This is a genomic window from Rhizobium sp. PP-CC-3G-465, assembly GCF_004343445.1.
GTDB classification, from domain to species: domain Bacteria; phylum Pseudomonadota; class Alphaproteobacteria; order Rhizobiales; family Rhizobiaceae; genus Ferranicluibacter; species Ferranicluibacter rubi.
Map to the genome: position 1 here is coordinate 186,760 of NZ_SLYH01000001.1, position 25,866 is coordinate 212,625.

A 25,866-nucleotide genomic window follows, 5' to 3' on the forward strand; every position below is an offset into this window, starting at 1 on the left:
CGCCGATCCGGATCCTCATTCTCGGCACCGGCGGTATGGCAAACACCCATGCGATGAATTTCGAGACGATCTCGGATGCCGTGCTGGTCGCAGCCGTCGATGTCGACCACGCCCGGGTGCGCGCCTTCGCCCTGCGGCACGATATCCCTACGACGTTCACGTCGCTGGACGAGGCGATCGCTTGGGGCGAATTCGATGCTGTGGCGAACGTGACGCCGGACCGCGTGCACCATGCAACGACACTGGCGCTGCTGGCGGCCGGCAAGCACGTGCTCTGCGAGAAGCCTTTGGCGGAAAACTTCGCCAAGGCTGACGAGATGGCGACGGCGGCGGAGAAATCCGGCCTCGTGACGATGGTGAACCTGACCTATCGCAACGTCGCCGCCGTGCAGAAGGCGCGGCAGCTGGTGATCTCTGGCGAGATCGGGCAGGTGCGCCACATCGAGGCGTCTTATCTTCAGAGCTGGCTCGTGTCCAAGGCCTGGGGCGATTGGGCGACGGAGTCGCAATGGTTGTGGCGGCTTTCGACCAAGCATGGCTCGAACGGGGTTCTCGGCGATGTCGGCATCCACATCCTCGACTTCGTCGGCTATGGCGCGGCCACCGAGATCGACCATGTCTTCGCGCGGCTGAAGACCTTCGACAAGGTGCCGGGCAACCGGATCGGGGAGTACGACCTCGATGCGAACGACAGCTTCACCATGACCGCCGAGTTCACCAACGGCGCCATGGGCGTCATTCATGCCAGCCGCTGGGCCGTCGGCCACCTGAACGAGCTGCGCCTGCGGATGCATGGCGACAAGGGCGCGCTGGAGGTGGTGCACACGCCGGACGGCGCGACGCTGCGCGCCTGCCTCGGCGACGATGTGGAAAAGGGCATCTGGAAGGTCATCGACCCTGGCACCGTCTTTACCAACTACCAGCGCTTCATCGACGCCATCAAGGTCGGCAAGACCGCCGAACCCGGCTTCCGCCACGCCGCCGACCTGCAGAAGGTGCTGGACCTTGCGCTGGAGACGGAGCGGGAACGGCGGGAGATGGCTGTTTGAGCGCAGCGTTTGGCCGGCGTTCGGTTGCAACGCTTTAACGGATGTGCGCAAAGAAGAACGTCGCCCCCGGCTCGAAGACCGGAGGCGACAGCTATCATATCCTACGGATCACTGCCCCGTTGCCGTCTCCAGCGTGCCGCCGACCGATCTTCCAAGGCGATCCACCTGGCCGCGGTAGTTCTCGCGGGTTTTCGGGTCGAAGATCAGGATCGGGGTGCTGACCGCGATGCTGGCGGCGCTGCCCACCGTCTGCGCGGTGCCGAGCGCCACGGCGCCGACGCGTTCGCCGAGGCCGATATCGCTGTCGGTGACAGTCTGGCCGGCGATCAGGCGGTTGCCGAGCAGTTTGACCATTTCCGGGCTTTCGGCGAACTTGCCGTGGTTGAGGCGGTCGCCGGTCTGGAGCGCCGTAAGATCGAGAACGGTGATGCCGGCCTTTTCCAGATTGGTGCGATAGGGCTCCTGCGTCGGGTCGATCTGGCCGAGGCGTTCCACATTGCCGGAAATGCGGCGCGAGATGGAGAGCGCCCTGTCGTCCTGTGAGACGAACAGGGTGAATTTCGGCTTGTTCGGCCCCATCGCCTCCCACTGCTTGCCGAACACATCGACGTCGAGATCGGGGGAGGCGAGGATGACGTTGTTGATCTTCGGCGCGACGCGTCCGTCGCGGATCGCCATCTGGCGCAGCGCCTCGACGGTGACCCAGGAGCCCATCGAATGCGCCATGATCGTCACGTCGGAGATGCGGGGGTCATTGGCGGTTCGGCGCAGCAGGTCTTCCAGCGCGTCGCGGGAGTAGTTGGTGCTTTCCTTGTCGTAGTTGTAGTCGAAGATGCTGGCGCGTGACGGCCATGTGAAGATGATCGGCGCCACGTCGGCCCGGCTGTCGTGCACGATCTGTGCAAAGCGATAGACCGCGTCCTCGTAGCGATTGTTGAAGCCGTGGACGAAGATCAGCACGCGGCGGCTTTTCGGCAGCGAATCGCGCGTCCACGTCTCCACCTCCGCGCGCTCGGCGAGCGGCGTCACCGAAACGGTCGAAAATTCCTTCGATGGATCGGCCGGCAGGCGCTTCGGCCATTGCACCTGACCGATCTTGCGATTTTTATCCGGCGGGATGGAGACGACGATTTCGGCCGCCGAAAGCTCCGTGCCGCGCTCGCCGCCATAGAGAACGCCTGCCTGCTGCGAGGGTGCGCGGGTCGTCGCGACGAGCATATCGACTTCGGTCGCGCCGGGGGCGGTGCCCGAAGGGATCAGCACGCCGACGGGCCGGCCGGCGCAGGCCGACAGGCTGAGCGCCAGAGCGAGAAGACCCGCCATGCGCAGGCTTCTGGAGAGGGACGGTGCCGGACGTCCTGTCCGCTGCTCTGTCATCATGACGGAACCCTTCATCTGTTCGCCCGAGACTTGCCAGATTTGAAGCGCCACGGAAAACCGTTTCTTGGTCCATCGCAAATTGCTGGGATACCGTCACCCGAATGCCACGCCGGGTCTCTCCTGTGCACTGCCCATTTTGTTTGCAGTTCGCCGTTGCAAGCCCCCGCCGCATTGTCTAGCATTCATTTTGCCGACAGGCATCCAGCGCGTCATGTGATGGGTAATGTCCTGTTTTAGAAGGTTTTTCGATAATGCAGGCAGTTTTCGACGGGCATAATGATGTGCTCTTGCGGCTCTGGAGCCACGCACGGGGTGGGCAGGATCCCGTCGCGGAATTCCGGGATGGCACGCCCTCCGGGCATATCGATGGCCCCCGTGCAGCCAAGGGTGGTCTCGCGGGTGGCCTCTGCGCCATCTACATTCCCTCGGGCGACCTGATCCTTAAACAGCCGGACGCGAACGGACACTATGTGACGCCGATGTCGGCGCCGCTGGAGCGTGGTCCCTCGCTGGAGATCGCCCTGCAATTTGCCGCCATCGCGCTGCGCCTCGATCAGGCGAAGGCCTGGCGCCTCTGCCGCACGACAGCGGAGATCCGCAAGGCGATGGCGGACGGTATTTTCGCAGCCGTGCTGCATATGGAAGGCTGCGAGGCGATCGATGCCGATCTCGCGGCACTCGAGACGTTCTACGCGGCCGGCCTGCGGTCGCTCGGTCCCGTCTGGAGCCGCCACAACATCTTCGGCCATGGCGTGCCGTTCGCCTATCCGATGGACCCCGACACCGGCCCGGGCCTGACGGATGCAGGTTTCGCGCTCGTGCGGGCCTGCGACCGGCTCGGTATCGCCATCGATCTCGCGCATATCACCGAGAAGGGCTTCTGGGATGTGGCGAAGGCCAGCACGGCACCGCTGATCGCCAGCCATTCCAACGCCCATGCGCTGACGCCCGTGGCCCGGAACCTGACCGACAAACAGATGGACGCGATCCGCGAAAGCGGCGGACTGGCCGGCCTCAACTATGCCACGACCATGCTGCGCCCGGACGGCCAGGAGAATGCGGCGACGCCGCTCTCCGACATGGTGCGCCATGTGGACTACATGGTCGAGCGTATGGGAATCGACTGCGTCGCGCTCGGATCGGACTTCGACGGGGCAACGATTCCTGCCGAGATTTCGGATGCGGGTGGAAACCAGAACCTCATTGCCGCTCTGCGGAGCGCCGGTTATGGTGAGGACGATCTTACAAAACTCTGCCGGGAAAACTGGCTGCGTGTTCTTTCCAAGGTCTGGCACGAGACCGACCAGGGCTGACGATCAACGGCTGCAAAGGCCAGAATGACAAAGGGAACAGAGCGATGATGCATACTTTCAGCACGACGATGCGACGGTTGACGGCAGGGGCGGCGATCGCCCTCATCATGGCGGCGGCCGCACCCGCCTATGCCGCGACGCCCGCGGACACGCTGGTTCAGGCCTGGGCGATCGACGACATCATTTCCATGGATCCGGGTGAAGCCTTCGAGCTTTCGACCGCCGAAGTCACCGCCAACACCTACAACCTTCTCGTCCGGCTGGACCTTGCCGACACGTCGAAGGTGAAGGGCGACCTGGCCGAGAGCTGGACCGTTTCCGATGACGGTCTGACCTACACCTTCAAGCTGAAGCCGGGTATGACGTTTGCCTCCGGCAACCCGATCACCGCGGAAGATGTCGCATGGTCGATCGAGCGTGTCGTCAAGATGGACAAGAGCCCGGCCTTCATCCTGACCCAGTTCGGTCTGAACGGCGACAATGTTTCCGAAAAGGCCAAGGCCGTCGATGCGGCGACGTTCACCTTCACCGTCGACAAGCCTTATGCGCCGAGCTTCGTGCTGAATTGCCTCACGGCAACGGTCGGTGCGGTGGTGGACAAGAAGCTGGTGCTGGACCATGTCGCGCCTGTCACGCCGACGGCCGATTACAAATACGACAACGATTTCGGCAATGCATGGCTGAAGACGAACTATGCCGGCTCGGGGCCTTTCAAGTTGCGCGAATGGCGCGCCAACGAAGTGGTCGTTCTGGAGCGCAACGACACTTACTTCGGGGAAAAGCCGAAACTCGCCCGCGTGATCTACCGGCATCTGAAGGAAAGCTCCGGTCAGCGTCTGGCGCTTGAGAACGGCGATATCGACATCGCCCGCAATCTCGAGCCGAACGATCTGGTGTCCGTATCCGGCAATGCCGATCTGTCTTTCGACAGCGCGCCCAAGGGCCTAGTCTATTTCATCACCTTCAATCAGAAAAACCCGAACCTCGCCAAGCCCGAGGTGGTCGAGGCGTTGAAGTACCTGATCGACTATGACGCGATCGGCGCGACGCTGATCAAGGGTATCGGCGAGGTTCACCAGACCTTCCTGCCGAAGGGCGTTCTCGGCGAACTCGACGAGAAACCTTACAAGCTCGATGTAGCGAAGGCCAAGGAACTGCTGGCAAAGGCCGGTCTTCCCGATGGTTTCAGCATCACCATGGATGTCCGCAGCACCCAGCCGGCAACGGGGATTGCCGAGTCCTTCCAGCAGACGGCAGCGCAGGCGGGGATTAAGGTCGAGCTCATTCCGGGCGATGGCAAGCAGGTGCTGACGAAGTTCCGTGCCCGTACGCACGAAATCTACTTCGGTGAATGGGGCCAGGATTATTTCGATCCGAACTCCAATGCCGAGACGTTCACGATCAACTACGACAACTCCGACGCGGGCAAGGTGAAGACGCTGGCATGGCGCAGCGCCTGGGAGGTGCCGAAGGCTATGACGGATGAGGCAAAAGCGGCCCTGACGGAAAAGGACGGCGAAAAGCGGGCGGCCATGTACCGGGATATTCAGAAGAAGTTTCTCGAGGTTGGTCCGTTCGCCATCGTCTACCAGAAGACGGAAGTCGCCGGTCTTCGCAAGGCGGTAACCGGCTTCAAGCTCGGCCCTAGTTTCGACAACACCTTCCTGAGCGGCGTGACGAAGGAATAGGCCGACCGCATGACCCTTCCCGAAACGTCGCAGATGGTGGCCGGGCGCTCGAAAGGCGCCCGGGCGCGGGGGCGGGCGGCTATTGTCGCGCGCTTCCTCGTGGTCATCGTCACCACCTATCTCGGCCTTCTCGCCGTGACCTTCTTTATCGGCCGGGTGATTCCGATCGATCCGGTGCTTGCCGTTCTCGGCGACCGGGCGCCCGCCCATGTGGTGGAGCGGGTGCGCGAGGAGATGGGGCTGAACCTGCCGCTCTACCAGCAGTTCTTTCGCTATCTCGGCGATGCGCTGCAGGGGAATTTCGGGACGTCGGTGCTCACCACCAATCCGGTCATGACCGACATCCGCCGCGTCCTGCCGGCGACCGTCGAGCTTGCGACGCTGGGAACGCTGATCGGCAGCCTCATCGGCGTGCCGTTGGGGGTTCTGGCGGCGGTCAAGCGCGGCAGCCTGATCGACCAGGCCGTGCGCATCATCGGGCTGATCGGTTATTCCGTGCCGATCTTCTGGCTGGCGCTCCTGTCGCTGCTCTTGTTCTATGCGCAGCTTCGCTGGGTTGCCTTTCCCGGCCGCATCGATGTCGTGTACGAATATACTTTCACACCCAGAACCGGGCTTTTCCTGCTGGATTCGCTCTGGCAAGGGCAGTGGGACGTGTTCCGCGACGTCTTCCGCCACATCATCCTGCCGGCAAGCCTGCTTGGCTATGTCTCTCTCGCCTATATCAGCCGGATGACGCGCAATTTCATGCTGAATGAATTGTCGCAGGAATACATCGTCGCGGCCCGGGCAAAGGGGCTTTCGGAGACGCGGATCATCTGGTTCCATGCGCTGCGCAATGCCGCCGTGCCGCTCGTCACCGTCATCGCGCTGTCCTATGCGAGCCTTCTGGAAGGCTCGGTGCTCACCGAGACGGTGTTCGCCTGGCCGGGCATCGGGCTTTACATCACCAATTCGCTGCAGAATGCCGACATGAACGCTGTGCTCGGTGGCACGATCGTGATCGGCTCCATCTTCATCGCCATCAACATCCTGTCCGATATTCTCTATCGGACGCTCGACCCGAGGACGCGCGCGCGATGACGGCTGTACCATCCGTTCCCATGAGCCGGCGCGACTGGCTTCTTTCCGACCGGCCGCAATCGCGGACGCAGGCGCGGCTCGGCCGGGCCTACATGACCTGGCGCCGGTTTTCGGCCAACCGGCTGGCGCTGGTCGGTCTCGGCATCCTCATGTTGCTGATCCTCATGGCGATCTTTGCCGGCGTGCTGTCGCCCCATTCGCCCGTCATCGGCAATCTCGCCGGCGCGCGTCTGCTGCCGCCGGGCTCTCCCGGTTATCTTCTCGGTACGGACGAGCAGGGGCGCGATATCCTGTCGCGGCTTCTGCACGGTTCCCGGCTGACGCTGTTTGTTATCATCCTCGTCGCCGTCATCGCCGCACCGACCGGACTCATCGTCGGTGCTGTCGCCGGCTATGCCGGGGGCTGGGTCGATGCGGTGCTGATGCGGATCACGGATATCTTTCTCGCCTTCCCGAAGCTCGTCCTGGCGCTTGCGCTCGTTGCGGCCCTCGGGCCGGGAATCGAGAACGCGGTGCTCGCCATCGCAGTCACCTCCTGGCCGCCCTATGCGCGCATCGCACGGGCTGAAACCATGACCGTGCGCAATGCCGACTACATCGCCGCGGTGCGGCTGATGGGGGCGTCGCCCCTGCGCATCGTGTTGCTGCATGTGATGCCCATGTGTCTGTCGTCGCTGATCGTGCGCATCACGCTCGACATGGCGGGCGTCATTCTGACGGCTGCTGGCCTCGGCTTCCTCGGGCTCGGTGCTCAGCCGCCGCTGCCGGAATGGGGCGCGATGATCGCGTCCGGCCGTCGTTTCATCCTCGACCAGTGGTGGGTGGCGACCATGCCGGGCATTGCGATCCTGCTCGTCAGCCTTGCCTTCAACCTTCTGGGCGATGGTCTTCGCGATGCCCTCGACCCGCGCGAGGCCGGACAATGAGCCCGCTCCTGACCGTCGAGGACCTGCGCGTCAGCTTTCCCACGCGGACCGGGCTGGTGGAGGCCGTGCGCGGGGTGACGTTTTCGCTCGGGCGAGAACGCCTCGGCATCGTCGGGGAGAGCGGCTCTGGCAAATCCCAGACCGGTCGCGCCATCATGGGCCTGACGCCACCGCATGCGCGGATCACGGCGAAGACGCTGAATTTCGATGGCATCGATCTGCTCAAGGCGTCGCCGCGCCAGAGGCGCGACCTGCGCGGCAACCGTGTCGCCATGATCCTGCAGGATCCGAAATATTCGCTGAACCCCGTCATGACCATCGGCCGCCAGATCGTGGAAACGCTGCGCACGCATCGCAAGATCGGGTCTTTCGAGGCCAGGGAGCGGGCGATCGCCATGCTGGAGGCCGTGCAGATCCGCGATGCCGCGCGCGTCTTCGACCTGTATCCGCACGAGGTTTCCGGTGGTATGGGGCAGCGCGCGATGATCGCGATGATGCTGATCGCCGAGCCGGAACTGCTGATCGCCGACGAACCGACGTCGGCCCTCGACGTGACGGTGCAGCTCGACGTGCTCGCCATTCTCGACAAGCTGGTGTCAGAGCGCGGCATGGGCCTGATCTTCGTCAGCCATGATCTGCGGCTGGTGTCGTCCTTCTGTGACCGGGTGATCGTCATGTATGCCGGGCGCATCGTCGAGGAGATCGCAGCGGCCGATCTGCGCAATGCGCGCCATCCCTATACGCAAGGGCTGTTGTCCTGCATGCCGGACATCGGCAACGACCGGCATCCGCTACCCGTCCTCGACCGCAAGCCGGAGTGGGCCCTATGAACATTGCCGTTTCCGCACGCGACGTCACGGTCATCTACGAGGATTTCAAGGCGCTCGACAGCGTCAGCATCGCGGTCGAGAAGGGGCAGTCCTATGGTCTCGTCGGCGAGTCCGGTTCCGGCAAGTCGACGCTGCTGCGGGCGATTGCCGGCCTTGCGCCGGTTGCCTCCGGCACGCTGGAGGTCAACGGCCAGACGCTCGAGCCGCGCCGGCGCGACAAAGCCTTCTATCGCGACGTCCAGATGGTCTTTCAGGACCCCTACGGCTCGCTGCATCCGCGACAGACCATCGACCGTCTGCTCCAGGAGCCGCTGGCGATCCACGGCATTTCCGACGCCGAGGCGCGCATCGCGCGGGCGCTGGACGAGGTGGGATTGGGGACAGGCTTCCGGTTCCGCTATTCCCACCAGCTTTCCGGCGGGCAGCGCCAGCGTGTGGCGATTGCCCGGGCGCTGATCGTCGAGCCCTCGATCCTGCTTCTGGACGAGCCGACATCCGCGCTCGATGCGTCGGTGCAGGCAGAGGTGCTCAATCTGCTCGAGCAGATCCGGCGCGACCGGGGCCTGACCTTCCTGATGGTCAGCCATGACCTCGGCGTCGTGACGCATATGTGCGACCAGCTCGCCGTCATGCGCAACGGCAAGGTCGTGGAGCATCTGAGTGCGTCCGATCTCGTCGAAGGCCGGATCACAGCGGACTATACGCGCAACCTGATGGTCGCGAGCAAGGGCTTCGTCCGGACGGAGGCTTGACGTCAAGCGCCGTCCATCAAGACATCTGAGGTGTATGGGGTCGGTGGCCGTCTTCGGCCCGCCGGCGTCTGCGTGCTTTTCGTGCAAACGGATGTCCCGCGTGTCTCTTCAGACACGCGGGGATGCCGATCTCAGTGAGACGCACTCTTCCGGGCAGGTTCCGCCGAGACCGCCGCTGTCGTGGCGGGCTGCGATCTGATTTCCGCCAGTGCCAGAAGCGCGTCCGACAGGGCGGTCGGGCTGTTGATCAGCTTCGGGTCGAGGATATGGCCGGTGCCGGCCTCGCGGATACGATCGGCTTGGGCGCCGAGGTCGAAGACAACCGTGGGGACACCGGTCTTCAGCGCGATCGACAGCGTATAGCAGAAGGTTTCCGGCCAGACGCTGGGGATGAAGATCAGGTCGGGCTGGATGCGCTCGAGCTCGATGAAGGCTTCCTCGTTCGTCGTATAGGCCCCGGTTATCTCCACATCGGCCTTTGCGAGAGCTTCATCGTTATTGGTATAGCCGACCACGCTGTAGTCGATGCCGAGATAGCGGTCGCGGGAGTCGTTGGCCAATGCCAGCAGGATATCACTACCCTTGTGAGAGCCGATGGCGCCGATGAGGCTGATACGGATCTGCCCGTCCGGGCGACGCGGCAGGACATCGGGCAGGACATCCCATGTTTCCTCGTGCGGGACGACGCGGATATCGGCCTTCGGGAAGAAGGTGCGGAAGATCTCGGCCGACGCCTTGCTGGGTGACTCGACCTTGGCATCCACCAGAAACGCGTTGTAGGCGGCGTGGCGGATGTCGGGATCGCAGGGGTCGGTCGCCTGCGGGTTCTTCATCAGCGCCCACTGGCGCAGATCCGCCATGGTCGGCAGGCCGGCGTAGATCTGGTCGGGACGGATCAGCTGGTAGTGGTGGGTGATGGCCGAGTAATCATGGAGCACCAGCGTCTTTTCCGCGCTCAGGCTGGAGAGCGATGCGAGCAGGGCGCTGTGGAATTCCCAGGTCAGGCCGGCGAACGAGTTCACCATGATGCGGCTCGGGGAAAGGTCGGCGAGCAACTGCAACACGAAGGCCATCTCCGTGCGCATGTCGATGTCCACGAGGTTCGGCACGTAGATGTCGTCCTGCGAGAAGGAGACCATGTGGTTATCATGGACCTTCATCATCAGCGACTTGGTGCCGAGCAAGGCGAGTTCGGCGGCCTTGTCCTTCAGGTAGGTGTCGATGCCGCCGCCCCAGTTGTGGGTGACCATCAGGGCCGCGCCCTTGGCCATGTCGATCAGCCGCGCACGATCCAGCGTGCGGCGGGCCGTCAGTGCGGGGTCGGCTTCGAAGTGATACCGCACGAGCGACGGGTAGTTCGGATGCTTGCGCAGCAGCGCCTTTTGCCCGGCATCGAAATTCTCCGCCTTGGAGGAGGAGAAGGAGACGGAGCCGACGTGGAAGGTGAAGACGTCGCAGGCGAGCAGGTTCTTGTATCCCGCATTCAGGCTGCGCATGCAGAAGTCGTTTTCTTCGCCATAGCCGACCTTGAAGGCGACGGGATCGAGCGCGCCGATTTCCTCGATAACCGAGCGGCGCATGTAAAAGCAGAAGCCGACGCCGGTCGGTGCCTCCACCGCGACGCCCGCATTGGCGCGCCCGGCGATATCGTTCATTTCGGCCGGCGTGCATTCGAGCGACAGGAGGTTGTTCTTGTCGCGCAGCGGGTAGCTGCAGAGCGTTGCATTGTTGGAGAGCGGCGTGATGGTGGCGACGCTCGGATCCTTGTCGGCATGGGCGATCATTCGCTCGAACCAACCGGGGAATACGAAGGCGTCGGAGTTGAGGAGCACCACGTCGAGGCCGCCCGAGAGATCTGCGATGGCGTGGTTGCAGGTCTGGACGAAGCCGCGGTTCTTCTCGCTCAGGTGATAGTCGAACAGGCCCTTTTCGCCGAGGCGTGCCAGTTCCGCGTTGAGCTTCTTGTCAGGTCCGCAGTCGTTGATGACGAGGAGGCTGTAGGCCGCTTCGCCGCGTGCGGCGAGTGCGTGATAGACCGAGGCGAGCGTTTCGTCGTAGCCCTTGTAGACCGGGAGGATGACGACGGCGCGCGTCTTGTCGCCGAGGATGGCTGGCGCGAGGGCGTCCCACGCGTCGCTTTCCGGCGCCTTTGCCGTGAACCAGCGCTTTTCGCTGAGCGCGTTGCCGCGAAAGCCCTTGCTGCGGTTCTTGACGTAGTGGAGCAGCGGCATGGTGCCGGGCTTCACGTACTTGCGGTACTGGCGCTCGTAATACCATGGGTCGAAGATATGGGAGGGAGACCGCTTTTCCTTCCAGCCGAACAGGATGTAGTGGAGGCGCGGATCGACGCCAGCCGATGCGATATCGCCGTTCAGCTCGAGATAGTCTTCCGTGGTGAAGACCTCGTCGATCATCCGGATCGTTTCCGGATAGGAATATTCCGAACCGAGCATCAGGCCCAGTTCCTTTTCGGCTTCCGGGTTGCCGTCGGCCTCGAAGGCTTTGAGGAAGTTCTCGTATCCACCCCACATGTCGCCGCGAAAGCGGAGCATATGTGCAAGGTGGAAGTAAGCTTCAGACTGATCGGGTGCCAGTTCGCTCGCGGTCACATAGGCGCTGCGGGCACTGCCGATGTCGCCCATTTCCTTACGGCAATGACCGAGCTGGATCCAGATCGCAACTTTCGTTGGATCGGCCTTGAGGACCTGTTCATAGAGACGCGCAGCTTCTGCCCAATTGTGGACGGCGTTCGCCGCATCCGCCCTTTGCAAGAGGGACGCTGTCGCGCTTTTGCTTGATGTTCCTTTCAAGAGGTCCAACCAGTTTCCGGCAGCCATGAATATCCTCGAAATGAAAATCTGAAAGATGAAATATGCGCCGTGGGCGCCCGTTCGATGCGGTGTTCTTAGAGTGCACCTGCACTGACTGTCAAAGGATATCAAGGCTTTCCGATGGCAGGACAGGCTTCCGTCGGCCCCGAATTATGGTCCGTCACGGCTAACACATTGAACAAAGAAAGTGATTTTTCCTTGCGGTGCGGCAAGCATTGTGCGCCGCAGCGATTTCTGCCTTGCGGTGCTCGGCGTACCGTGGTCTGTATCAGACGGTCCTGAAGTGAATGGCGAGATCCGGGTTACGCGCAGTGTCGCTCGGCGGTCGTCGTCCGGATGCATGAAGCGGAGACGACGCGTGACCTATCGCATCATTGCCGGGGGAACCCTGTGGGCCTTTGCCGACCTGAAGCAGCTGATGGCCAAGGCTACGCCGCTTCGCTCCGGCGATGTACTGGCCGGGGTCGCGGCGTCGAGCGCGGAAGAAAGCGTTGCTGCCCGCATGTGCCTTGCCGACGTGCCACTGAAGCAGTTTATCACCGAGGCGCTCATTCCTTACGAGGCCGATGATGTCACCCGGCTGATCATGGACAGCCATGACGCGACCGCGTTTCGTCCGGTTGCGCACATGACGGTCGGGCAGTTCCGGGACTGGTTGCTGACGCCGGTCGCGAACCCGGCCGTTCTCTCCGCGCTGTCTCGCGGGCTGACGCCCGAGATGGTCGCGGCCGTATCGAAGCTGATGCGCAACCAGGATCTCATTCTCGTCGCCCGGAAATGTCGCGTCGTCACGCGCTTCCGCAACACGATCGGCTTGGCCGGCACGATGGCGGTGCGGCTGCAGCCGAACCATCCCTATGACGACAAGCGCGGCATTGCGGCCAGTATCGTCGATGGGCTGTTGTACGGCTGCGGCGATGCGGTGATCGGCATCAATCCCGCTTCCGACAACATTGCGGTGCTGAGCGACCTCAACCATATGCTGGACGAGATCGTGCATCGCTACGACATTCCCACGCAGACGTGCATCCTCACGCATGTGACCTCGTCGATCGGCATGATCGAGCGGGGCGTGCCGATCGATCTGGTGTTCCAGTCGGTGGCCGGCACGCAGAAGACCAACCATTCGTTCGGCGTGACGCTCGACGTGCTGCGGGAAGGGCGCGACGCCGCCCTTTCGCTCAAGCGCGGAACCGTCGGCGACAATGTCATGTATTTCGAGACGGGGCAGGGGTCCGCGCTCTCGGCCGGCGGTCATCACGGCGTCGATCAGCAGACCTGCGAGGCCCGCGCCTATGCCGTCTGCCGCGCGTTCGATCCCCTGATCGTCAATACGGTCGTCGGTTTCATCGGCCCGGAATATCTGGCGGACGGCAAGCAGATCGTGCGGGCAGGGCTGGAGGATCATTTCTGCGGCAAGCTGCTCGGCGTGCCGATGGGCTGCGACATCTGCTACACCAACCACGCCGAAGCGGACCAGGACGATATGGACGTGCTGCTGACGCTGTTGGGAGCTGCCGGCGTCAACTTCGTCATCGGCGTTCCCGGCGCTGATGATATCATGCTGAACTACCAGTCGACCTCGTTCCACGACCAGCTCTACATCCGCGAGGTTCTCGGCCTCAAGCGCGCGCCGGAGTTCGAGGCGTGGCTGCAGCGCATGGGGCTGACGGACGCTGCCGGTCAACTGACCCATCATGGGCTCGACCATCCCTTGCTCACCATTCTGGAGGCGTCCTGATATGGCGAAGGATCTTCAAACCGCCCATGCGGTCCGTTTGCCGGAGAACAGGAATACGGCACTGACCGCGCTGACGGACGCCCGTGTGGGCCTCGGCCGCGTCGGTGCGTCTATGCCGACGGAGGAGGTGTTGAAGTTCGCCTATGCGCATGCCCGAGCCCGCGATGCTGTGCATGCGGGCTTCGACGTGAAGACCCTGGCGAACGCATTGGAGGCCATCGGCCTCAAGAGCGTCTCGGTCCGCAGTGCTGCACCGGATCGGATGACCTATCTCCGGCGGCCCGACCTCGGACGTCGGCTTGCCGATGACGATCGGGAGCGTCTGGGCGCCTTGCAGGCCGAGGGCGTCGATATCGGGATCGTCGTTGCCGACGGTCTTTCGGCAACGGCGGTGCATGTGAATGCCGTGCCGTTTCTGGCTGCGCTCCTGCCGCTTCTCCGCAGCGCTGGGCTTACGGTCGGTCCGGTCACCTTTGTCCAGAACGCGCGCGTGGCCGTCGGCGACGAGATCGGCGCGCTTTTGCGGGCGCGTCTCGTGCTGGTGCTGATCGGGGAGCGACCGGGCTTGTCGTCGGCCGATAGCCTCGGCGTCTACCTGACGCATGGGCCGTTGCCCGGACGCTCGGATGCGGAGCGAAACTGTATTTCCAACATTCGCGAGGGCGGCCTTGTTCCGCCACTTGCCGCCCGCAAGGCCATGTGGCTCGTGAACGAGTCCCTGCGCCGACAGTTGAGCGGCATAGCGTTGAAGGAAGAGGAGACAACGTTGATCGGCACGGCTGCCGAAGGCTGATCCTTCCCGGCGGGTAGCCTTTCAAGCGTTTACGTCGATGACCATACCTTCCCGAATGCGGACTGCGACACCGTGCGCACTCATGCCTCTCGTCGCGTTCTCAATATCCCTCGACGCTGATCGGGCCTTGGATCCAATGCTCAGGGAATGAGCCAGACGATAACGGCGATGATGAGGGCCCAGGCGGCCAGCGACAGGAAGACGGCGAAAGCCAGCGCCAAGATGCGCAGCGTCGGGGCGAAACGTGACACCTCGTCCGGCCGACGTGCGGCCCATCCGAGAAGAGAGAATTCGCAGGAGAAGATCCAGGCTGGCATCGGTGTTCCCGGTAAGTTCGTCAACGCTGACTTAAATAATAGGAGGCCGGGCAAGGACGCAAGCTTAAAGCGCACGATGTCGTTGCCAAGCGCATTTATCGCAACGTGAAGGTGCTGTCTTCGGCATGTGCCGGGTTGTATGCGAAGGCTCAGCGCTGCCCAAGCTTTTGCCGCCGTTTCTCCGATTAAGGTAAACGTCAACTAACTTAGACAAGGCTTGCGTCTGTTGCCGGCCGTGTGCACTGTGATAGCCGTGACTTATATTTTGCCGGCGGCTTCATCCGCGTGGCCGGAGGTTTGCAGGCATGCGACATCGTCGATACGGGTTTCGACCCACGCTGCGCCTGATGGCGCTTCTAGCCGCCATTCTGATGTCGCTGGCTCTCTGGGGGCTTCTCTACGTCTCCTATGTGATGATGGCGTGGATGTGGTTCGGCTGTCTTGTCGTTCTGGCCCTCGTTGCAATGGCCTTCTACGAAAGCGGAGACTTTCGCAATGCAAGTTGGCCGCTGACCATTCTTGCCTACGTATTCTGGCCGCTGACCCTGGTCGGCGCTCTAATCTACCTCGCCATTGTCGGTGCTGCGGGTGCCGGCAAGGAGGCGGAAACGGCCAGCCGCCTATCGGGCCGTTGAGTGTACGTATTTAGTATCGTTTTGCCGCTTCTCGTGCATTCCGGCGGTCAGGCTTTGCCTGCTTCGGAGGATGCTGCAGAAAAACAGATAATTCTAATATTAGAAAATCCTGCGTTACCTAAACTTAAGGGTTGAACAGCATACTGCCGCCAAACGCCGCGATGTAGGTCGGTGCCGTTGCGCTTCCCTGGTCATGATGGCCGGGCGGATGTGCGTCCGTCCATTATAGGTGTTTCGTGACAAGGCCATCCATCCGTACATCGCTTATCGGCATCTTCGCCGCCATCGCCGTCCTCACGGCGATTTTCTCCGTCGTGACGCTGCAATCGCTGTCAAAAACGCGAGCGATTTCGGACAATGTCGTCACGGACGTGTTTCCGGCCGTCTCGGCCGTCAAGGATATCCGCATCGAGCTCGTGTCCATGCGGCTCGGCTATTTCCAGTATCTCGCGGCTTTGACGCCGGAAGCGACGAAAAAGGCTGAAGCGCTTCTGAGCGAAGCGCGCCTCCGTATCCAGCGTGCTGTGGAGGTCTACACGCCTTACATCGGTTCCGATTCCGAGCGCGCGCTTCTGCAGCGCGTGACGGACAGCCTCGCCGCCTACGGCAAGGCCGGCGATGACATGATCGCGCTCGCCAAGGTGGGCAATTTCCAGCAGGCTAACGGCATGCTCGAATCCATGGGTGGCATCATCACACCCGCAGAGACGGGTCTCGACGAACTGATCGTCGAAAACACCACGCAGGTGACCGAGTCCACGAACCTCATGCATGCGACCTCGGCCGACGCAACCGTGCTGACCTTCATCCTGATCGGCATCGTCGCGACCCTTCTGATCGCCTCGACGCTCTACATCCTGCGCGGGATCGCCAGCCCGATCCACGCGATCACGACCGCGATGACAGGCCTTGCCAAGGGCGACACCGACAGTGCGATTCCCTACGCCCAGCGCTCCGACGAAATCGGCCAGATGGCCAGCGCGGTCGAAGTCTTCCGGGCTGCAGCTGTGAGCAATAAGGAGCTCCAGAACCAGGCCGAATCCCTGCGGCGCACCGCCGAGGCCGACCGTGAGCGTCATTCGGCCGAGGCCGAACGTGCCGCGCAGGCGCGTCTCGATCAGGCGACATCGAGCCTTGCGGACGGCCTGCGCCGTCTGGCGGCCGGCGATCTCTCCTTCCGTCTCGATGTGCCCTTCGCCCCGGATTTCGAAGCTCTCCGCCACGACCTGAATGCAGCCGTCTCCCAGCTCGACGAGACGCTCGGCGCCGTTGCCCTGGCTGCCGACCAGATCGACAACGGAGCCCGCGAAGTCAGCGAAAGCGCCAACGACCTCTCGCGCCGCACCGAGCAGCAGGCGGCCTCGCTCGAGGAGACGGCCGCCGCACTCGACCAGATCACCGCGAATGTCGGTCAGTCCTCCATGCGCACCAACGAGGCCCGCGAAGTGGCGTCGCACGCCAACAAGAGCGCGTCCCGATCGGGCGAAGTCGTTGCCGAGGCCGTGACCGCCATGGGCCGTATCGAACATTCGTCGAGCCAGATCTCCTCGATCATCGGCGTGATCGACGAAATCGCCTTCCAGACGAACCTGCTGGCGCTGAACGCCGGCGTCGAGGCGGCGCGGGCCGGAGAAGCCGGCCGCGGCTTTGCCGTCGTCGCGCAGGAAGTCCGGGAACTCGCGCAGCGGTCGGCCAAAGCCGCCAAGGAAATCAAGGATCTCATTCGCAATTCCACGGCCGAAGTCGAAAGCGGCGTCAAGCTGGTGCGCGACACTGGCGACGTGCTGAAGACGATCGAGGCGCATGTGATCGAGATCAACGGCCACATGGAGGCCATCGCCACCTCGGCCCGCGAGCAGTCGACCGGCCTTGCCGAGGTCAACATCGCCGTCAACCAGATGGACCAGGTAACGCAGCAGAACGCCGCCATGGTGGAAGAAACCAGCGCCGCCGGAAGCACACTCGCCAGCGAAAGCGCCCGCCTGCGCGAACTGATCTCCCACTTTACCCTCGGTGGCCGCTCCTCCAACACCCACCAGCGCTACGCCGCCTGAGGCTCAAAGCCCTTCAACCCGAAAACCGGCCGCGTTCGCTCGGCCGGTTTTTTTGTCCTGAACTTCGGCGGCTCGATGCTCCGGGGTAAGGTCGAGACCGACGCTCTTGCAGGAGAAGCAGGTATCGAAGGCCTTGGTAGGCTCGGTGTCGGGTTTGATCGGTTGCTCGCATACGACGCTGGAAACAAGCTATGCTAACAATTCTCGCGCTCCATGGCTCAGGCCGAGACGAGACTGATTTGAGTGAATTCTGTCACCAGCTGGCACCTCAGGCGCGCATAATTGCCCCTCGGGGCACATTTGCACAGGCAGACGGCTTCACCTTCTTTAAGCGCCGCTCTGATCGCAGCATTATTGTCACCGAGGTGCTGGATCTGGCGACGAAGTGGGTTTCGCAAGAGGTCGAGGTGGATCTGCCCACATCAGGTGAGGTCATTGTGGTGGGATATTCCAGCGGGGCGATATTTGCCGAAGCGTTAATGTCGGTCGTTCCTGAGAGGTTCGCAGGGGCAGTTCTCATGCGCCCCGAACCGCTGTCCCCGAATTTCAGTTTCCCAGATATGCCGGCGAAACCGATCCTGATCGTAGCAGGAAAGCACGACGAGCGCCGACGCCATGACGACGCTGCCGTCCTCGCTAAACAATTTACACAGGCTGGGGCTGTCGTCTCGCTGCATGTCATAGATGCCGGGCATGGATGGGCACGTCACAATGCGGACGTTACGTTGGCACGCTTGTGGCTAGCGACCGTCGCTGCCAACTAACGTCTGCTGTCGGCCCTAAACAGACCTCGGTCACGGCCATATATTGTCAAAGCATGAGGCGCATCGCGCATCGCTGAGCAATCGGCAGGCCATGATCAACCTCCACTTGAAGAAGCCCGTTCAATCTCTTCCCGACATCGTCGGCTGCTAATTTCTGGAAGCCCAGCCGCTGGTAGAATGGCGCATTCCAAGGCACCTCGGAGAATGTCGTGAGAGTAACCGCCAAAAAACGTGTGTCTCGCGCTTCGGCGATAGCTTTCTGGAGTGATGCCAAACCCATGCCCTCGCCCTGACGGTTCGCGGAAACGGATATTTCCCAGATGTGCATCTCATCACCCGCGCGTTCGGCGCGCAAGAAGCCAGTCGGAAAGTCGTCTTCATCAACGGCAACCCAACTGAAATAGTGTCGCGCCAGTTCAAGATGCCTCTCTGCGGACATTACATCTCCCTCCGCCAGCCACTCCAATCCGGGCCATTTCCGAAAGATTTGCGCGGCAGACCTCTCAATTTCCGAAAGATGCTCAACGTCGTCATTGTTGACCGGTCGGATCGATGCCATTGTCCCCCTTCCATACTTTGCGGCGTTTGTTGGCATTCTTGTCCGATATCGCAATGAATGCTTGCGGCCAACCCGGCGCAGCCGATGGCGCTGGTCGGTCATATGGCAATCAAACCATCAGGCTGCGCACATAGCGGCGCAGATCGCAGTCTTCACGGGGAATGCGCTTGACGCTGAAGACGCCCGGCATCGAGCAGATGCCCATGTGAGGGGACCGCAAGGCCTTGAGATAACGGCGGGCGTAAACTGTCCCTGTACCCGCTCTGATCTGATCGATGATCTCGGTTGAGATGGCGAGGTTCGTGCAGTAGTCGCAGAACGTTATCGGTAAGGCTGCGTCCATACCATTCATGGCATAATGGGCTGCAATGGTCGGCGGAATAACTTCCTCGCTGGGGAAGCCGCACGGTGCCATTGGAAAGTGATCGATGAACATCCTGGTGATATGCGCAAAGATCTTCGTATCGTAGAACTGCCCTTCCGCTTGTCCGCCAAAATAACCCTTCATATCGAGCCTTGACAGGAACTTGCGCATCGGGATCGCACTCAGCACGTCCGAACGGAACGATCCCCAGTCAGTGGCTGTGTCATAGATCTCGGTCTGGCTGCCGATCGAATAGTCTGCCACGTAAGCGGCAAGTCCGGGTTTCACCAGCAATTCGTTGGAGGAGAGCAGCACGACTTTATCGAAGCGGCGTCCCTGTTCGAGAGCATGGAGGAAGTTACTGACATGCGTATGCATCAGTCCTTCACACCAGATGGTCTCATAGGAACTGGGATTGACGAAAACGTTTTCCAGATCGCACTGACGGCGGAATTCGTCCTTGTCGACCGTAGCACCGGAGGAAACGTGGATGCAAATGAGAGCCTCAGGGCAAAAATAGCGGATATTTTCGACCTGATCCCGAACGATTTCAGGCTTTTCATGTACGGGAAGAGAAAACAATATCATCGCGTTGCGTCCTGGATCATCAGACTGCGAATATGTCGGCGAAGATCGCAATCCTCACGGGGAACATGCGTGACGCTGAAAACGCCTTTCAGCACAGATGCACCTATATGAGGAGACCGTAGCGCACCCGGGCGTCGTTTCGCAAAGATGGTACCCTTGCCGCTTCGGACCTGTGCGATGACCTCGTCCGAGATGACCAGGGGGTTGGATTTGTTTGAAAGTGTGACCGGCGGTACGCCATTGGTATGGGTCACGAAATATCGAGCGGCCATGGTTGGCCCGATAACCTGCTCGGTTGGAAAGCCACAAGGCTTCATCGGGAAGTTTTCCATGAAGAGCTTCGTCAACAGGCCGAAGATACTTTTGCTGAAAAACTGCCCTTCTGCCTGACCGCCGAAAAAAAGGGGAAGCCCGAGTGTCTTCAAAAACCCCTGCATTGCGGCAGTCTGCAAAAGCTCCGGATTGAACACGCCCCAGTCGGTGGCGAGATCGAGAACCTCGGCATGTACGCCAAGCGGGTATCTGGAAACATAGTCACCAAGACCGTCTTTGACGAGCATTTCATCAGAAGAGATCAGCACGACCTTGTCGAAGGGAAGCCCCGTATCGAGCATATGCAGGAAATTGCTGACATGCGTGTGCATAAGTCCATCGGACAGGGTGAAACCAAGAGAATGAGGGTTGAGAACGACGTTTTCGAAATCGCAGCCACGCGCGAATTCATCACGACTTGCAGCGGCGCCCTCGGCCACATGCAGGCAGATTAAAGATCCAGGGCAGAAGTAATTAATGTTCTCAATCTGATCGCGAACAATATCCGGCCGATCATGCACCGGAAGAGAGAAAAGTATCCTGTCCATTAAAATTGGGTCCCGATAATAAAGACGGCGCAGGAACGGCTAAATTACTATAAACTGATCCTGTTAGCTGCAGGAAACCTACATCCCATGCCTGTTCGTGAAATCCGGTCGCAAAAATTAAGTTTCGCGACCGGCTTCTGTAAAGCCTCTCCGAGCGGACTACGATGTCTTCAAGCTCAGACCCACGCCCTTGCAGGAAAAGCGGGTGTCGAAGGCCTTGGTGTAATCGGTATCCGGCTTGAACAGTTTCGCTGTTATTAGCTCCTCTGCAAGCCATTTGTAGCGCTCGACGGTTATGCAGCCGATACCCTTGTCCAGCGCATCGCCGCTATCCACGATCCGGTAGTGCTTCATCTTGTCGATGGCATATCGATCTGGCCATTGGTCATTTCAGGATTGGTCGTTTTGATCAGCGCGTTTGCGGGAGCGTTGTCCCCGTATAAGTAGTTTTATCACCAAAATGGAAATGAATACAATAAATTAGGAAAGGGAAATGGCGCACCCGGCAGGATTCGAACCTGCGACCTTTGGAATCGGAATCCAACACTCTATCCAGCTGAGCTACGGGTGCAGCAACCGGCTTTGCCGGGTGGATGAGGGGTTCATAGCTTAGGTTTGGGTCGGCATCAATGGGGAAGAGGGGGATTGGTGGAAAATCAGGTGGGGTGGGTTTGGTGAGGTGGCGGTGGAGATCCGGTTGGGGGCGTGGGGCGTAGATGTTCTCGGATTTGGATGACGGGCCTGCTGGTGGGTCAACGGCGCAGGTGTGGCCGGGAGGACGGGATGCGGGGGTTTCGGGAAGGGTATCGGGCGGTGGTTCTCGGGGCCAGCGGCGGGATCGGGGCTGCGGTTCTGGCGGCGCTTGAGGGTGATCCGATGTGTGGTGAGGCGGTCGGGCTATCGCGGCGGGATGACGGGATGGATGTGACGGAGGAGGGGTCTGTGCGGGCTGCCGCACTTGGCGTTTCGGAGCGGATGGGATCGGTGGATCTGGTGTTCGATGCGACCGGAGCGCTGGAGATCGACGGGCATGGACCGGAGAAGACGATCCGGGCGATCGATCCCGCCGTCATGGCGCGGCAGTTTGCGGTGAACGCGATCGGGCCGGCGCTGCTGATCAAGCATTTTGCGCCTCTGCTGCCACGGGATCGGCGCTGCGTGTTCGCGACGCTTTCGGCGCGGGTGGGGTCCATCGGCGACAACAGGCTCGGAGGGTGGATATCCTATCGTTCGGCGAAGGCTGCGCTCAACCAGATCGTTCGGACGGCGGCGATCGAGATCTCCCGCACATGCCCTGAGAGCGTCGTCGTGTCCCTGCATCCTGGCACGGTGGAAACAAGCCTGACGGCCCTGCATGGGCGGCACGCCCAAAAGGTTTCGCCAGCGCAGGCGGCCTCTGCGCTTCTCGCTGTCGTCGATGGCCTTTCGCCGGCGCAGACGGGGCAATTCTTCGCCTATGACGGGACGGAGATCGCATGGTAGCGGCGGCATCGCGTACGCCGCAGATGGCGGGAGGGGATGTGCGATGAGCGGTGACAACGTTCGCAACCTGATCCTCATCCTCGGCGATCAGCTATCGCCGGAGATGTCGAGCCTCGCCGAGGCATCGGCGGATGATGTGGTGCTGATGTGCGAGATTATGGAGGAGGCGCAATATGTGCGGCATCATCCGAAGAAGATCGCCTTTCTCTTCTCCGCCATGCGTCACTTTGCCGAGGATCTCAGGGCGAGCGGGCTGACGGTGCGGTATGTGCACCTGGAGGACGAAGGGAATAGCGGCTCGTTCGGCGGTGAGGTCGGTCGTGCCGTCTCGGATCTGCGGCCGGACCGTGTCATCGTGACAGAACCGGGCGAGTTCCGCGTGCTGGAGATGATGGACGGCTGGCAGCGGGCGTTCAACGTTCCGGTCGAAATCCGCGACGACACGCGGTTTCTCTGTTCCCGGTCCGAATTCGCAGCCTTTGCCGGCGGGCGGCGGCAGTTGCGGATGGAGACGTTCTATCGGGAGATGCGGGTGAAGACCGGGCTGCTGATGGAGGGCAACACGCCGGCCGGCGGGCGCTGGAACTTCGACGCCGACAACCGCAAACCCGCGACGCTCGATCTGTTCTCGCAGCCGCGCAAGGGGTTCAAACCGGATGCGATCACCAAGGACGTGCTGGAGCTTGTCGGGCGGCGGTTCGGCGCGCATTTCGGGCGGCTCGAAGGCTTCGACTTCGCCGTCAGCCGAGCGCAGGCGGAGACGCTGCGGGACAGGTTCATGGTCGATCACCTGGCGCGGTTCGGGGAGCGGCAGGATGCCATGCTCTCGGGCGATCCCGTGCTCAGCCATTCGCTGCTGTCGTTCTACCTCAATGCCGGGTTGCTCGATCCGCTGGATCTTTGTCGGCGGGCAGAGGCCGTCTATCTTGCCGGCGACGCGCCGCTGAATGCGGTGGAAGGCTTCATCCGCCAGATCATCGGCTGGCGGGAGTATATTCGCGGCGTCTACTGGCTGAAGATGCCGGACTACCGGGAGATGAATTTTCTGGAGGCCGATCGTGCGCTGCCGGATTTCTACTGGACGGCCGAGACACGCATGGCCTGCCTGCGACAGGTGATCACGGAGACGCGCGACAATGCCTATGCCCACCATATCCAGCGGCTGATGATCACGGGGAATTTCGCCATGCTGGCCGGCGTCCGGCCGCTCGAGATCCACCAGTGGTATCTTGAGGTCTATGCGGATGCCTATGAATGGGTGGAACTGCCGAACGTCATCGGCATGAGCCAGTTTGCCGATGGCGGCTTTCTCGGGTCGAAGCCCTATGCCGCGGGGGGCAACTACATCAACCGCATGTCGGACTATTGCGAAGGCTGTGCCTACGACGTGCGCAAAAAGACGGGGAAGGATGCCTGTCCGTTCAATGCGCTCTACTGGGATTTCCTCGACCGCAACGCGGACAAGCTGAAGGGCAATCACCGGCTGGGGCCTGTCTATGCCGCATGGGCGCGGATGAGTCCGGAGAAGAAGCGGGAGACGCGGCAGAGCGCACAGACATTCCTTGCGGAACTGGACGCCCTGCCGAAGACCTATTGATGGCTTCCCTGGGGGTGAGGGCCGCTTGAGCTCAGATCTCGACGGCGATCTGGCGCTTTTCCTTGACGGAACGCAGCGCGGCTTCCGCGAGTGCGAGCGCGGCGAGGCCGTCCGCGCCGGAGGGTGTGATCGGCGTGCCGGTCTCGATGGCGGAGATGAAGCTCGCGATCTCGTTGGCATAGGCCTGGGTATAGCGGGTCATGAAGAAATCGTGCAGGGGCGGGCGTGTGTAGCCGTCGCCATTGGCAATCTCGATCGAGACGGCGCGCTGGTTTTCCGCCGAGACGACGCCCTTGGAGCCGTGCACTTCGATGCGCTGGTCGTAGCCATAGGTCGCGCGGCGCGAGTTCGAGATGATCGCCTGCTTGCCGGTGGCCGTTTCGAGGATCACGGATACGCTGTCATAATCGCCGGCGGTGCCGATATCGGGATCGACCAGCACAGCGGCATGGGCCGTGACGATGGTCGGCTCTTCGCCAAGCAGGAAGCGCGCCATGTCGAAGTCGTGGATGGTCATGTCGCGGAAGATGCCGCCGGAGCGCTTGATGTAATCGACCGGCGGGGCGCCGGGATCGCGCGAGATGATCGTCACCATTTCCACATCGCCGATGCGGCCGTCATCGATGGCCTGGCGCACGGCCATGAAATGCGGGTCGAAGCGGCGGTTGAAGCCCACCATCAGCTTGCCGTCCGTCTCGGCGACCGTCTTCAGGCAATCGCGCACGCGCCCGACGTCGAGATCGATCGGCTTTTCACAGAAGATCGCCTTGCCGGCGCGGGCGAAGCGTTCGATCAGGTCGGCATGGGTATCGGTGGGCGTGCAGATGACGACGGCGTCGATATCGTCGGCCGCCTCGATCGCCTCGATGGTGCGGACCTCGCAGCCGTAGCTGTCGGCAATCGCCTGTGCGGCCGCGGGAAACGCATCGGCAACAGCCACGAGGCGCGCATGAGCATCGCTGCTGACGGCCTTGGCATGAACCTTGCCGATACGGCCGGCGCCGAGGAGACCAAATCTCACAGTCATGTTACCACTTTCGATAGCTCGGCCCGAGAGCCAAGAGGACGCGGAATGATGCGCTCACTCCGCTGGAAGCGCTTGGCGATCCGCTCACGGCGGATCAGGCATGTCGAGGAGGGGAAGTGCCGGCAACGCCGTCTCCTCCCGAGGCGTCGCGTCGTCCTGATCGATGTCGAGTCCTCCGGAACGAAACATTGATCTGGATTAATTTTTGGAATTTTTATTCCGTCTTCTTCCTACCCGTCAAGCCGGTACCCTTGCGCTTGCGATGTTTTTTGCGCATGTCATCTGCGCAGAGCGACGCGATCCCGTGATATGGCGCGCTCGGCAGACGTTTGGTCATCCAAGAGGACGCATGCAGAAGTTCATCGACCCGGATCATCCTTTCTATCGTCCTCTCTGGAGGCGGCTGCTGATCGTCGGGAGCTGCGCGCTCTGGACGGCGGTCGAGTTCTGGAACGGCGCCTCGACCTGGGGCATGATCTTCCTGGCCGTCACCGCCTATACCTCGGCCACGCTGATCGTGTTCTTCAAGCCGACGACGCCATCGACCGAGGTCGTGCCGCAGGCGACGGCCGTCGATACGCAGCCGCTCGCAGATCCCGACGCGCTGTCGAAGGACGAGCCGAAGGTCTGACGTTCAAAGCTCGAGGCGCGCTCTATCGGGGGCGCTGTGGTGTCATGCCGATCGGCAGGCCGCGCTTCAGCCGGCGCAATGCTTCGTCCACCAGCATGTTGGCGATCGTCATCCGCGTCGTCGCTGCCTCTCTATCGTCCGGCGCGTGGCGATCCGGATGGTTACGGTTGGCGAAAGCCCGGCGCTTTTCCGCGAGCGTTACCGGCGTGTCGGCATTCGAGAGCTCAAGATCTTCGGCGACCTGAGCGGGTGTCAGCCGGTCGAGGTGGGCGGGGCGTTGCCGGGGCAGGGGCTTTGCCGCTCGGAGAACCGGAGCGGGTCGCGGAAGCGGCGGTTCCGGCGCAGCGCTCACCGCTTCATCCATATCGGCATAGGCTTGTCGCACGGCATCGCCGCCGGCGGCGCGTTCTGTATCGAAGGCGAGGCCCGCATTGAAGCCTGCGATGCCTGAACGCGGGGTTGCCTCGGCATCTTCCCGCGGGTCTTCCGCCTCTATGCGCTCAAGCACGGACTGGAAGAGCGATTTGCCGAACATACCCGTCCCTTCCGGCTGGGGCTGCACGCTGATGTGGCGCAGCGGATTGTCTTCCTCGCAAGCCAAG

The 25,866-nt window shown here is 61.9% G+C and carries 23 protein-coding genes, 1 tRNA gene and 1 pseudogene; 15 read left to right on the plus strand and 10 right to left on the minus strand.

The genetic code is table 11. The features are described 5' to 3' along the window. The first annotated feature begins 5 nt into the window (after nt 1-5). On the plus strand, nt 6-1,049 hold the full coding sequence (locus C8J33_RS00875) for a Gfo/Idh/MocA family protein (protein ID WP_165916961.1): 1,044 nt from the start codon (nt 6-8) through the stop codon (nt 1,047-1,049). 108 nt (nt 1,050-1,157) lie between these two features. Here C8J33_RS00875 and C8J33_RS00880 read toward each other — a convergent pair whose 3' ends face one another. After that, nucleotides 1,158-2,372: an alpha/beta hydrolase gene (locus C8J33_RS00880; protein WP_165910704.1), complete on the minus strand. Its 1,215-nt coding sequence runs from the start codon at nt 2,370-2,372 to the stop codon at nt 1,158-1,160. 308 nt (nt 2,373-2,680) lie between these two features. On the opposite strand from C8J33_RS00880, the gene C8J33_RS00885 reads away from it, so the two are divergent. The 6 genes from C8J33_RS00885 to C8J33_RS00910 are packed head-to-tail and all read left to right on the plus strand — an operon-like array spanning nt 2,681 to nt 9,021. Then, a complete protein-coding gene (locus C8J33_RS00885; protein ID WP_132662728.1) occupies nt 2,681-3,742 on the plus strand; it encodes a dipeptidase in 1,062 nt (353 codons plus the stop codon). 44 nt (nt 3,743-3,786) lie between these two features. Continuing rightward, nucleotides 3,787-5,430 carry an ABC transporter substrate-binding protein gene (locus C8J33_RS00890; protein ID WP_132662730.1) on the plus strand — a complete coding sequence of 548 codons (1,644 nt, stop codon included), beginning with the start codon at nt 3,787-3,789 and terminating at the stop codon, nt 5,428-5,430. Between the two features lie 9 nt (nt 5,431-5,439). Beyond that, nucleotides 5,440-6,513: an ABC transporter permease gene (locus C8J33_RS00895; RefSeq protein WP_165929698.1), complete on the plus strand. Its 1,074-nt coding sequence runs from the start codon at nt 5,440-5,442 to the stop codon at nt 6,511-6,513. Further along, a complete protein-coding gene (locus C8J33_RS00900; protein ID WP_110801758.1) occupies nt 6,510-7,439 on the plus strand; it encodes an ABC transporter permease in 930 nt (309 codons plus the stop codon). Before C8J33_RS00895 ends, C8J33_RS00900 begins: the two co-directional genes overlap by 4 nt. Beyond that, nucleotides 7,436-8,269, plus strand: a complete 834-nt coding sequence (locus C8J33_RS00905) for an ABC transporter ATP-binding protein (protein ID WP_132662731.1) — start codon at nt 7,436-7,438, stop codon at nt 8,267-8,269. Before C8J33_RS00900 ends, C8J33_RS00905 begins: the two co-directional genes overlap by 4 nt. After that, nucleotides 8,266-9,021 carry an ABC transporter ATP-binding protein gene (locus C8J33_RS00910; RefSeq protein WP_132662732.1) on the plus strand — a complete coding sequence of 252 codons (756 nt, stop codon included), beginning with the start codon at nt 8,266-8,268 and terminating at the stop codon, nt 9,019-9,021. The genes C8J33_RS00905 and C8J33_RS00910 overlap by 4 nt, the downstream gene beginning before the upstream one ends. Nucleotides 9,022-9,152: 131 nt before the next feature. Here the strand turns inward: C8J33_RS00910 and C8J33_RS00915 are convergent, their stop codons facing one another. Then, nucleotides 9,153-11,792, minus strand: coding sequence for a glycosyltransferase (locus C8J33_RS00915; protein WP_165929699.1), 2,640 nt, complete (start codon nt 11,790-11,792; stop codon nt 9,153-9,155). 478 nt (nt 11,793-12,270) lie between these two features. On the opposite strand from C8J33_RS00915, the gene C8J33_RS00920 reads away from it, so the two are divergent. Both C8J33_RS00920 and eutC read left to right on the plus strand, forming a co-directional pair. After that, the gene (locus C8J33_RS00920; protein WP_245507122.1) at nt 12,271-13,593 is read left to right on the plus strand and encodes an ethanolamine ammonia-lyase subunit EutB; all 1,323 of its coding nucleotides are present in this window, start codon (nt 12,271-12,273) and stop codon (nt 13,591-13,593) included. A gap of 1 nt (nt 13,594) precedes the next feature. Further along, nucleotides 13,595-14,386: an ethanolamine ammonia-lyase subunit EutC gene (gene eutC, locus C8J33_RS00925; RefSeq protein ID WP_132662737.1), complete on the plus strand. Its 792-nt coding sequence runs from the start codon at nt 13,595-13,597 to the stop codon at nt 14,384-14,386. Between the two features lie 140 nt (nt 14,387-14,526). Here eutC and C8J33_RS26855 read toward each other — a convergent pair whose 3' ends face one another. Continuing rightward, the gene (locus tag C8J33_RS26855; protein WP_165906830.1) at nt 14,527-14,703 is read right to left on the minus strand and encodes a hypothetical protein; all 177 of its coding nucleotides are present in this window, start codon (nt 14,701-14,703) and stop codon (nt 14,527-14,529) included. A gap of 305 nt (nt 14,704-15,008) precedes the next feature. Between C8J33_RS26855 and C8J33_RS00930 the strand changes: the two genes are divergently transcribed. From C8J33_RS00930 to C8J33_RS00940, 3 genes are all read left to right on the plus strand, one after another. Further along, nucleotides 15,009-15,338 (plus strand): hypothetical protein, encoded by a 330-nt coding sequence (locus tag C8J33_RS00930; RefSeq protein ID WP_132662738.1) that lies wholly within the window; start codon nt 15,009-15,011, stop codon nt 15,336-15,338. A 236-nt stretch (nt 15,339-15,574) separates the two neighbouring features. Next, the gene (locus C8J33_RS00935) at nt 15,575-17,392 is read left to right on the plus strand and encodes a methyl-accepting chemotaxis protein (RefSeq protein WP_110801751.1); all 1,818 of its coding nucleotides are present in this window, start codon (nt 15,575-15,577) and stop codon (nt 17,390-17,392) included. 191 nt (nt 17,393-17,583) lie between these two features. After that, nucleotides 17,584-18,156, plus strand: coding sequence for an alpha/beta hydrolase (locus C8J33_RS00940; protein ID WP_132662739.1), 573 nt, complete (start codon nt 17,584-17,586; stop codon nt 18,154-18,156). 46 nt (nt 18,157-18,202) lie between these two features. Here the strand turns inward: C8J33_RS00940 and C8J33_RS00945 are convergent, their stop codons facing one another. The 5 genes and pseudogenes from C8J33_RS00945 to C8J33_RS00965 form a co-directional block, all read right to left on the minus strand. Continuing rightward, nucleotides 18,203-18,715: a GNAT family N-acetyltransferase gene (locus C8J33_RS00945; protein ID WP_132662740.1), complete on the minus strand. Its 513-nt coding sequence runs from the start codon at nt 18,713-18,715 to the stop codon at nt 18,203-18,205. A 109-nt stretch (nt 18,716-18,824) separates the two neighbouring features. Continuing rightward, nucleotides 18,825-19,667, minus strand: a complete 843-nt coding sequence (locus tag C8J33_RS00950) for a hypothetical protein (RefSeq protein ID WP_132662742.1) — start codon at nt 19,665-19,667, stop codon at nt 18,825-18,827. Next, nucleotides 19,664-20,527: a hypothetical protein gene (locus C8J33_RS00955; RefSeq protein ID WP_132662743.1), complete on the minus strand. Its 864-nt coding sequence runs from the start codon at nt 20,525-20,527 to the stop codon at nt 19,664-19,666. The genes C8J33_RS00950 and C8J33_RS00955 overlap by 4 nt, the downstream gene beginning before the upstream one ends. 159 nt (nt 20,528-20,686) lie before the next feature. Continuing rightward, nucleotides 20,687-20,976 (minus strand): annotated as a pseudogene (locus tag C8J33_RS00960) (ABC transporter substrate-binding protein); the annotation flags it as partial. A gap of 45 nt (nt 20,977-21,021) precedes the next feature. After that, a tRNA-Arg gene (locus tag C8J33_RS00965) sits at nt 21,022-21,098 on the minus strand. A 212-nt stretch (nt 21,099-21,310) separates the two neighbouring features. On the opposite strand from C8J33_RS00965, the gene C8J33_RS00970 reads away from it, so the two are divergent. Together C8J33_RS00970 and C8J33_RS00975 are read left to right on the plus strand one after the other, a co-directional pair. After that, a complete protein-coding gene (locus tag C8J33_RS00970; RefSeq protein ID WP_132662746.1) occupies nt 21,311-22,009 on the plus strand; it encodes an SDR family NAD(P)-dependent oxidoreductase in 699 nt (232 codons plus the stop codon). Between the two features lie 43 nt (nt 22,010-22,052). Further along, complete coding sequence (locus C8J33_RS00975; RefSeq protein WP_132662748.1) at nt 22,053-23,606, plus strand: cryptochrome/photolyase family protein; 1,554 nt, start codon at nt 22,053-22,055, stop codon at nt 23,604-23,606. A gap of 31 nt (nt 23,607-23,637) precedes the next feature. Here C8J33_RS00975 and iolG read toward each other — a convergent pair whose 3' ends face one another. Further along, nucleotides 23,638-24,633, minus strand: a complete 996-nt coding sequence (gene iolG / locus C8J33_RS00980) for an inositol 2-dehydrogenase (RefSeq protein ID WP_132662750.1) — start codon at nt 24,631-24,633, stop codon at nt 23,638-23,640. 349 nt (nt 24,634-24,982) lie between these two features. Between iolG and C8J33_RS27455 the strand changes: the two genes are divergently transcribed. Continuing rightward, a complete protein-coding gene (locus C8J33_RS27455) occupies nt 24,983-25,264 on the plus strand; it encodes a hypothetical protein (RefSeq protein WP_245507029.1) in 282 nt (93 codons plus the stop codon). 22 nt (nt 25,265-25,286) lie between these two features. Here C8J33_RS27455 and C8J33_RS00990 read toward each other — a convergent pair whose 3' ends face one another. Next, the gene (locus tag C8J33_RS00990; protein ID WP_132662752.1) at nt 25,287-25,799 is read right to left on the minus strand and encodes a hypothetical protein; all 513 of its coding nucleotides are present in this window, start codon (nt 25,797-25,799) and stop codon (nt 25,287-25,289) included. Nucleotides 25,800-25,866 lie beyond the last annotated feature (67 nt).